Origin of the sequence: Streptomyces sp. SID5910 (assembly GCF_009862125.1) — a bacterium.
In the GTDB taxonomy this organism is placed as follows: domain Bacteria; phylum Actinomycetota; class Actinomycetes; order Streptomycetales; family Streptomycetaceae; genus Streptomyces.
In genome coordinates, this window is sequence record NZ_WWHX01000780.1 from 1 (window position 1) to 8,297 (window position 8,297).

Below are 8,297 nucleotides of genomic sequence, written 5' to 3' on the forward strand. Positions count from 1 at the left end.
GAGCCTGGTGCGCGCGAACGTGCTGGCCCAGCTGACGAACCTGGCCACCCACCCCTCCGTGGCCAGGGCCCTGGCCGAAGGCTCCGTCCGCCTGCACGGCTGGGTCTTCGACATCGCCACCGGCGGCGTCGACGTCCTCGGCGCGAGCGGCCACAGCGGCGCCGACGCGGCCTGACACCCGGCCGCCCGCCCCTCCCCCGGTCCCGGACCCGGGACAGCCCCCTCATTTCCGTACATGAGTCCGTACCTGAAGGAGAACACCATGACGCACGCCCAGTTCGACCCCGCCGCCCGTCAGGCCGTGGCCGCGGCCGCCGTCGAGGCCAAGACCCGCAAGGACCTCACCTGGCAGCAGATCGCCGACGTGTCCGGCCTGTCGGTGGCCTTCACCACCGCGGCCGTCCTCGGCCAGCACGCCCTGCCGGAGGCGGCCGCCCGTGCGGTCGGCGAGCTGCTGGGCCTGGACGAGGACGCGGTGCTGCTGCTCCAGACCATCCCCACGCGCGGTTCCATCCCCGGCGGCATCCCCACCGACCCGACCATCTACCGCTTCCACGAGATGCTCCAGGTCTACGGCACCACGCTGAAGGCCCTGGTGCACGAGGAGTTCGGCGACGGCATCATCTCGGCGATCAACTTCAAGCTGGACGTCAAGAAGGTCGCCGACCCCGAGGGCGGCGAGCGTGCCGTGATCACGCTGGACGGCAAGTACCTGCCGCTCAAGCCCTTCTGATGCCCGCCGCCCCCTATCAGCATCAGCAGAGGAGAGCTGACATGGACTTCGTGCAACGCACCATCGACCTCGCGCGCCGCAACGTCACCGAGGGCGGCCGCCCCTTCGCGACCGTCGTCGTCAAGGACGGCGAGATCCTCGCCGAGAGCCCGAACCGGGTCGCCCAGACCGACGACCCGACCGCGCACGCCGAGATCCTCGCCATCCGGGAGGCCTGCACCCGGCTCGGCACCGAACACCTCGTCGGCGCCACGATCTACGTGCTCGCCCAGCCCTGCCCGATGTGCCTGGGCGCGCTGTACTACTGCTCGCCCGACGAGGTCGTCTTCCTCACCACCCGGGACGCCTACGAGCCGCACTACGTGGACGACCGCAAGTACTTCGAACTCGACACGTTCTACGACGAGTTCGCCAAGCCCTGGGACGAGCGGCGGCTGCCCACGCGGTACGAGCCCAGCGAGTCCGCGGTCGAGGTGTACCGGCTCTGGCAGGACCGCAACGGCGGCGAACGGCGCGTCGTCGGCGCCCCCACCGCCGGCTGAACCCGGGCACCCGCACCCGTATATTTGCGACGTGTCCGTCGAACTGCGTCATCTGCGCTACCTGCTCGCCGTCGCCGACCAGGGCAGCTTCACCCGGGCCGCGGAGGAGCTGTACATCTCCCAGCCGACGCTGTCCCAGCAGGTCAGGCAGATGGAGCGGACACTCGGGGTGCAGCTCCTGGACCGCACCGGGCGCAGCGTGCGGCTCACCGACGCCGGCCGGACCTACTTCCAGCACGCCCGGCGGGCCCTGCGTGACCTGGCCGCGGGGGAACGCGCCCTCCAGGACGTCGAGGACCTCTCCCGCGGCCGTCTGAGGCTCGCGGCCACGCCGTCCTTCACCGCGTACCTCATCGGCCCCCTCGCGGCGGAACTCCACGACCGGCATCCGGGCATCACCCTCACCGTCCGGGAGACCACGCAGGACGCCATCGAGTCCGCGCTGGTCGCCGACGACATCGACCTCGGGATCGCCTTCGCCGGCCCGCACCAGCAGGGTGTGGAGGCCACCGACCTGTACACCGAGAACCTCGGCCTGGTCGTGCGCGCCGATCCCGGTGACGCCACTCCGCGGGAGCCGCTGGACCTCCAGGAGCTGACGGACCGGGAACTGGTGCTGCTCAGCGGCGACTTCGCGACGCGCGGCCACATCGACGCGTACTTCACCGCGCACCAGGTCACTCCTCGCATCGCCATGGAGGCCAACTCCATCCAGGCGCTCATCGAGATCGTCCAGCGCACGCCGCTCGCGACCGTCCTGCCCGACGCCGTGACCCACGACCACCCTCATCTGCGTCCCGTGCCGCTCCGGCCGGCCCTGCCCCCGCGCGAGGTCACCCTTCTCAGCCGGGCCCACGCCTACCGCAGCGCGGCCGTGCGCGCCTTCACCCGGCTCGTCGACGACGTGGTGGTGCAGCGCGGATACCGCCAGGACTGAGGCCGGCCACGCCTGTTGACGGCACGTCAGGCCGCCTGGGTGAGTTCCGCGCGGCCGAAGAGGATCGCATAGCCGGACGGCAGTTGGGCGAGGATGCGGTCGAGCAGGTCGGGGCCGGCGAGGCGGGCGACGACGCCCAGCACGGAACCGACGTCCCAGCGGGTGGTCGCCAGGGTGCCCCCGGTACGGGTGGCGAGGTCCCTGACGAAGGCCCAGCCGGTCATCGTGTCGGTGCCGGGGATCTGCGAGGCGAAGATCCGGGCCGCCTCCCGGGGGAGGCGGGCCGCCAGCTCGACGCGCTCCTCGCCGGTGATGCGACGCCCGAGGGCGGCCAGTACCGCCGAGACGACGTCCTCGGCTCTCTCACGGGTGGCGTACGCACCCTGGTAGCGGACCTGTTCGACCAACTGGACGTACGACATCGCCGGTTCCGTGGTGGTCGCCGCTGGTGCCGTCTTGAGCTGCATCGGTGTGACAGTGCCTTCCTTGTTCCACTGCATGGCCATCGGGTTCTGCTTCCGCCGGGCAAGCCCGTGCGGACGCGCGGGCGGAGGACGGACGGCGCGGGGGAAGCCGTCCATCCTCCGCCGGGGGCGGGGCTCCGCCTCAGCCGGAGATCTCCTTGCGCCGCGCGCCGCCGCCGATGGAGATCTTGCGCGGCTTGGCCCGCTCGGCGATCGGGATGCGCAGCGTGAGCACGCCCGCGTCGTAGTCCGCGCCGATGTGCTCGGTGTCGAGGGTGTCCGCCAGCATCACCTGCCGGGAGAAGACGCCCAGGGGCCGCTCCGAGAGCTCCATCTGCACGTCGTCGGCCCTGGTGACGGGGCGGCGTTCGGCCCGGACGGTCAGCATGTTCCGTTCGACGTCGATGTCGATCGCGTCCGGATCGACACCGGGCAGGTCGAGGGCGATGACGTAGGCGTCACCCTCGCGGTAGGCGTCCATGGGCATCGCCGTCGGACGCGACCAGGTGCCGGACGTGCTGCCGAACAGCTGCTGGGTGAGCCGGTCGAAGTCACGGATGGGGTCGGTGCGCATCAGCATGGAAACACCTCCAGTTCGAGCAGATCGCTCATGCGCTGGCTTCTGCATTTCTTGTAGCATGTCATCGGAACGATGACAAGCGAGACCGTCATCCAGTGGATGACATGACCGAGTGGAGGTGACCATGGCCGCGGACCCGCAGGAGGCCGCTTCCCCGCCCGCCTCCTTCCTCGCCGCCGAGGCAGCGCTGGCGGCGATCGAGGAGGCCGTTCACGACGCCCAGGCACCACGGCCCGCGGAGCGGTCCGGCGCCGCGGAGGTCGGCTCCGACCAGGCGCTCGCCGCGCTGCTGCTCCTGCGTGAGGTGCGCACCCAGCTCGCGGGGTGGGAGACGGGACTGATCGAGACGGCACGTGAGGCGGGGGCCAGCTGGGCCGACCTCGCCCAGCCCCTCGGCGTCGCCAGCCGGCAGGCCGCCGAGCGTCGCTATCTGCGTCTGCGTCCCGGGGCCCCCGGCAGCACCGGCGAGCAACGCGTACAGGCCACGCGGGACCGCCGCGCCGCCGACCGCGCCGTCTCCGCCTGGGCCCGCGGCAACGCCGCCGACCTGCGTCAGCTCGCCGGACAGGTCGCCGCCCTCACCGGTCTGCCCGCCGAGGCCCGCACCCCCCTCGTGCTGGCCCTGGGCCACGACGACGCCGCCGGACTCATCGGGCCCCTGGCCGGCGCCCGCGACCACCTGGCGGGCGGCCACGCGGAGCTGGTCGCCCGCATCGACACCCTCACGCGCCGCGCGGACCGGCTCCGCGACGCAGCGGACGGTGAAGGGCGGGCCGCTACGGATTAGCGGCCGGCGTCCCCCTGGTCCAGTGCCCTCCGGCTCAGTGCGCCCGTGCCGCGTGGAGCGCGGTGAAGGCGAGGAGCGGGGCGGCCGTCCGCGGCGGGTCCTCCAGCAGGGGCGAGTGGCCGAGACCGGGCAGCAGCTCGATCCTCGCGCCCGGTACGGCCCGGTAGTCGTCGGCGGACGAGGACCGCCACCTGCGGTCGTCCTCTCCGAAGACCACCAGGAGCGGCTTGCCCAGACCCGCGAGCCGGTCCGGCAGGGTCCGCTGCTCCAGGTAGGCGTGGGTGGCGCCCATCGAGGCGGTGAGCGTGTGCGGGGTCATGCCTCGCAGGTCGTCCAGGAGCTCGTCCGGGATCCGGTAGCCCGGGCGGCTGAAGCCGGTGCTCGCGAATCCGCGGAGCTGCTCGTCGGTCGGCGGCCACTGCGTCGGGCCGGTCGCGGCGGCCCCGGTCGCGATCAGGGCGTCCAGGCCGGGTCCGGTGTTGACGAGCACGAGCGCGGTCACCAGGTCGGGCCGCTGCTCCGCGAGGGCGGTGGCGACCGCGCCGCCGCTGGAGTGACCGACGACCACGGCGTGCTCGACGCCGATCCGGTCCAGCACCGCGCCGACCCGGCGGGCCTGGTCCGGGAGCGCGTAGCTGCTGTCGGCCGGTTTGGCCGAACGGCCGTGCCCGAGCAGGTCGATCCGGACGACCCGGTGCGCTCCGGTCAGCAGCGGGACCATCGGCTCCCAGGAGCGGGTCGAGGACGCGGACCCGTGGAGAAGCAGGAGGGCTGGGGCGTCAGGGGCACCGTCCTGGCACACGTGGATGTCGCCGTCGTCCAGCGACACGGTCGAGCTCTCGGTGGCCCCGGGCCGGCCGCCGTTCACGTGGGGAACTCCGTCGGAAACAGTCATGCGCCCACTGTGTCAGCCGGTGCGCTCCCCGGGATTGGACGCGTGTCCCCCATCCGGGTGAACCGGGTCGTGTCCGGCCTGACATGCGGAAACGCAGACGTTCGCGGACGGTCCGGCACGCGGCGCGGCCCGCGTCGCGGACGAGCGCCGTGGTCTAGATGTGGCGCGAGTGGGAACTCCGAGGGCACAGCTCGCCGTCACCCAGGGACCGGCCGGTTCCCTTCCCGACGGCGGTGAGGTGTCCGTCGTCACGAGGAGGCGTCGTGACCGTTCGCATCGGCGTGGAAGAGGAGTTCCATCTCGTGCAGGTGGAGACGGGTCTGCTCGCGGCACGGGCCGACGCGGTACTGGAAGGGCTCCCCGAGCAGACCTTCACGACCGAGCTTCAGCAGGCGGCCGTGGAGACCAACAGCGCGGTGCACACGTCCCTGGACGGCCTGTACGACGACCTGACCGGCACCAGACGGACCCTGGACGCGGCGGCCTGCCGACACGGGCTGGCCGTCGTGGCCGCGGGCACGGTCCCCCTGGGCCGCCCCGGGGACACGCCGCACACCCCCGGGGTCCGCTACCGCCGCATGGCCGACGAGTACCGGATGGTCGCCGACGAGCAGCTGATCTGCGGGGCACACGTCCACGTCGACGTCCCCGACCGCGACACCGCGGTGCGGATCATGTGCGAGGTGTCGCCCTGGCTGCCCGTGCTCCTCGCCCTCTCGGCGAGTTCCCCGTTCTGGGCGGGGGCCGACACCGGCTACGCGAGCTGGCGCACGATGCTCTGGCAGCGGTGGCCCACCGCGGGACCGATCGGCTGCTTCGTCGACGCCGCCGCGTACGACACCGCCGTGCGCAGTCTCGTCGGCTCGGGCGTCATCAGCGACCCGGGGATGATCTACTACGACATCCGGCCCTCGGACCATCAGCGGACCCTCGAACTGCGGATCTGCGACTCCTGCCCGCGTGCGGAGACGGTCGTACTCGTCGCGGGGCTCTTCCGGGCCCTGGTGACCGAGGCGCGGCAGCGGCTGGAGAGCCCGGCCGCTCCCCGCTGCCGGGGCCGGCACGAGTGGCTGCGTGCCGCCACCTGGCGGGCGGCCAGGTCCGGGCTCGAAGGGAGCCTCGTCGACCCGGGCACGGGTCACGAGGCGTCCGCGGCCCACGTCGTCCACGGTCTGCTGGACAAGGTGCGTCCGGTGCTCATGGCCAACGGCGACTGGCAGACCGTACGGGCGCTCGCGGAGCGGGCCCTGGCGGACGGCAGCGCCGCCCGCCGCATGCGCCGTCTCGCCGAGAGGGACGTCCTCCTGGCCTGCACGGACCTGCTGATCGCCGAGACCCGGGGCGGCGGCCGGGGCAGCCGCCGGCGTTCTCGGCGCCTGGCCGGGCACGTGTGAGACGGACCCGCCGCCAGGACGGATTCCCGGCGCCGCCCTCATCCGGAAGGAGACACGAACCCATGTCCACCAGCCTGGCCCAGGTCCCGACGGAAGGGACCGAGCGGAGGCCACGGACGCGGACCGCCGACGGGCACCGGGGAGGTGGTGCGTGATGTGCGGCCTCAGCGGGGAGATCCGCTTCGACGGCGGGCGGCCCGATCTGGCGGCCGTACGGCGCATCAGCGACCGCCTGGCCCCACGGGGACCCGACGGTCACGGGCTCTGGTCGCGGGGCGCGGTGGCGCTGGCCCATCAGCGGCTGAAGATCATCGACCTGTCCGAGCAGGGCGCGCAGCCGATGACGGACACGGCGCGGGAGGTGACCGGCGTCTTCAACGGCTGCATCTACAACTACCAGGACCTGCGCGAGGAGTTGCTGGGTCTCGGTCACCGGTTCCGGTCGACGTCCGACACCGAGGTCGTCCTCGCGGCGTACCGGCAGTGGGGCACCGCCTGCGTCGAGCGCTTCCACGGCATGTTCGCCTTCGCGGTCGTCGAGCACCGCACCGGCCGGCTGGTCCTCGGCCGCGACCGGCTCGGCATCAAACCGCTGTACGTGGCGCGGACGCCCGCACGGCTGCGGTTCGCCTCGTCGCTGCCGGCCCTCCTCGCCGGCGGGGACGTCGACACCTCGCTGGATCCGGCGGCCGTCCACCAGTACCTGAGCTGGCACGCGACCGTGGCGGCGCCCCGCACCGTGCTGGCCGGGGTGCGCAAGCTCCCGCCCGCCACCGTGCGCGTGGTCGAGCCGGACGGCACCGAGCGGGACCACCGCTACTGGCAGCCGTCGTACACCCGCCGCCCCGAGTACCGGGACATGAGCCCGAGCGAATGGCGTGACGCGGTCCTGGACGCGCTGCGCACCGCCGTGCGCCGCAGGATGGTCGCCGACGTGCCCGTGGGCGTGCTGCTGTCGGGCGGTCTGGACTCCAGTCTGATCGTGGCCCTGCTCTCCGACGAGGGGCAGCGGGACCTGGCGACGTTCAGCGTGGGCTTCGAGTCGGAGGGCGGCGACGAGGGGAACGAGTTCCGGTACTCCGAGCTGGTCGCCGGCGAGTTCGCCACCGACCACCATCGGCTGATGGTCCCCTCCGAGCGGGTGTCGACGGCCCTGGACGGGGCGATCGCGGCGATGAGCGAGCCGATGATCAGCCATGACGTGGTCGCGTTCCATCTGCTGTCCGAGCTGGTGTCGAAGGAGGTGAAGGTCGTCCAGAGCGGGCAGGGCGCCGACGAGGTGTTCGCCGGCTACCACTGGTACCCGGACCTGGCCTCCGTCGCCCGTGAGGACGAGCCCGCCCGGTACGCCGAGACGTACTTCGACCGGCCGCACGCCGATCTCGCCCGGATGCTCCAGCCGGACATGCTCCGGGCGGAGGACGTCTCCGGCGACTTCGTGCGCGAGCACATGGCCGTGCCGGGCGCGGAGACCGCGCTGGACGCGGCGCTGCGGCTGGACACGCACGTCATGCTGGTGGACGACCCGGTGAAACGGGTCGACAACATGACCATGGACTGGGGCCTGGAGGCCCGGGTGCCCTTCCTGGACCACGAGCTGGTGGAGCTGGCCGCGGCCTGTCCGCCGGAACTCAAGCTGGCCGACGGCGGCAAGGGGGTGCTGAAGGAGGCCGGCCGCAAACTGCTGCCGCAGGACGTGGTGGACCGGCCGAAGGGGTACTTCCCGGTGCCGGCGATCACTCACATGGCCGGGCCCGTCCTTGACCGGGTCCGCGAAGCCCTCGCGACCCCGGAGGCGAAGCGGCGCGGCCTGTTCCGGGAGTCGTACCTCGCCGAGCTCCTGGCGGCGCCCGGCGAACACCGCACCAAGCGTGGGGCGAACGCCCTGTGGCAAGTGGCTCTGCTGGAAATATGGCTTCAGACGCACGGGATATGACCCGCGGACGCGCCCCGTACGGCGGCGCC

General features: G+C 72.6%; 10 protein-coding genes. 7 read left to right on the plus strand and 3 right to left on the minus strand.

Annotated elements, in window-relative coordinates; translation table 11 throughout:
• The 4 genes from GTW67_RS27615 to cynR form a co-directional block, all read left to right on the plus strand.
• A partial coding sequence (locus tag GTW67_RS27615) for a carbonic anhydrase (protein ID WP_272920538.1) occupies positions 1-175 on the plus strand: 175 nt, incomplete at its 5' end.
• A gap of 87 nt (positions 176-262) precedes the next feature.
• On the plus strand, positions 263-733 hold the full coding sequence (cynS, locus tag GTW67_RS27620; RefSeq protein ID WP_161167487.1) for a cyanase: 471 nt from the start codon (positions 263-265) through the stop codon (positions 731-733).
• 41 nt (positions 734-774) lie between these two features.
• Positions 775-1,275, plus strand: coding sequence for a nucleoside deaminase (locus GTW67_RS27625; protein WP_161167488.1), 501 nt, complete (start codon positions 775-777; stop codon positions 1,273-1,275).
• Between the two features lie 31 nt (positions 1,276-1,306).
• Positions 1,307-2,212 (plus strand): transcriptional regulator CynR, encoded by a 906-nt coding sequence (gene cynR / locus GTW67_RS27630; protein WP_161167489.1) that lies wholly within the window; start codon positions 1,307-1,309, stop codon positions 2,210-2,212.
• Between the two features lie 26 nt (positions 2,213-2,238).
• Here the strand turns inward: cynR and GTW67_RS27635 are convergent, their stop codons facing one another.
• Both GTW67_RS27635 and GTW67_RS27640 read right to left on the minus strand, forming a co-directional pair.
• The gene (locus GTW67_RS27635) at positions 2,239-2,634 is read right to left on the minus strand and encodes a DUF2267 domain-containing protein (protein WP_202437779.1); all 396 of its coding nucleotides are present in this window, start codon (positions 2,632-2,634) and stop codon (positions 2,239-2,241) included.
• Between the two features lie 184 nt (positions 2,635-2,818).
• Complete coding sequence (locus GTW67_RS27640; protein WP_161167490.1) at positions 2,819-3,256, minus strand: Hsp20/alpha crystallin family protein; 438 nt, start codon at positions 3,254-3,256, stop codon at positions 2,819-2,821.
• Between the two features lie 124 nt (positions 3,257-3,380).
• On the opposite strand from GTW67_RS27640, the gene GTW67_RS27645 reads away from it, so the two are divergent.
• Complete coding sequence (locus tag GTW67_RS27645) at positions 3,381-4,043, plus strand: type III effector protein (RefSeq protein WP_161167491.1); 663 nt, start codon at positions 3,381-3,383, stop codon at positions 4,041-4,043.
• Positions 4,044-4,077: 34 nt separating this feature from the next.
• Here the strand turns inward: GTW67_RS27645 and GTW67_RS27650 are convergent, their stop codons facing one another.
• Complete coding sequence (locus GTW67_RS27650) at positions 4,078-4,938, minus strand: alpha/beta fold hydrolase (protein WP_161167492.1); 861 nt, start codon at positions 4,936-4,938, stop codon at positions 4,078-4,080.
• Positions 4,939-5,201: 263 nt separating this feature from the next.
• On the opposite strand from GTW67_RS27650, the gene GTW67_RS27655 reads away from it, so the two are divergent.
• The gene (locus GTW67_RS27655; RefSeq protein WP_346010752.1) at positions 5,202-6,332 is read left to right on the plus strand and encodes a carboxylate-amine ligase; all 1,131 of its coding nucleotides are present in this window, start codon (positions 5,202-5,204) and stop codon (positions 6,330-6,332) included.
• Between the two features lie 154 nt (positions 6,333-6,486).
• On the plus strand, positions 6,487-8,268 hold the full coding sequence (locus tag GTW67_RS27660) for an N-acetylglutaminylglutamine amidotransferase (protein ID WP_161167494.1): 1,782 nt from the start codon (positions 6,487-6,489) through the stop codon (positions 8,266-8,268).
• Positions 8,269-8,297: the final 29 nt, after the last annotated feature.